Annotated in this window: 1 protein-coding gene; it reads right to left on the bottom strand. The window is 62.6% G+C overall.

Annotated features, from left to right (window positions below; all coding sequences use genetic code 11):
- On the bottom strand, positions 1-402 hold a 402-nt coding region (locus ACLZOT_RS50065; protein WP_416975998.1), incomplete at its 3' end, for an SUKH-4 family immunity protein.
- Positions 403-428: the final 26 nt, after the last annotated feature.

Consider the following 428-nt stretch of genomic DNA (forward strand, 5'->3'; position numbering starts at 1 on the left):
GAGGGTCTCCTGCTCCGACTCGAAGTCGTAGTTCGGGCGCTCCTTCTCCAGGAGGTGGAGGAAGTGGGCGAACGAATTGAGATCCTTGTTGAGCGGGTAGATCTCGGTCTCGTCACCTGGAAGGCAGTAGACAACACCCGCGATCCCGTCCAGGGCGATGTCGTCGTAGGAGACCATCCCGAGGAGGAGCCAACTCTCCGCCCCCTCCGGAAGGTTCGCCCATCGTTCACGGAGATCGTCGTAGCAGCTGCCGACCTTCCTTGCCTGCTCCGGCGTTCCGTCCACCAGGTCGAACCAGGGGTTGGGGTGTGACGGAATGCCGATGTGGTGCAGAAAGTGCGAACTCGGTCCGTGCCGGATGTTCGCCACGACCGCTTCGGGAAACGTGATGGTGGGTGTCATCCGGCCAGTCATCCCGGGCTCACCCG

This window comes from Streptomyces sp. 4F14 (assembly GCF_048159485.1).
Classification (GTDB): Bacteria; Actinomycetota; Actinomycetes; order Streptomycetales; family Streptomycetaceae; genus Streptomyces.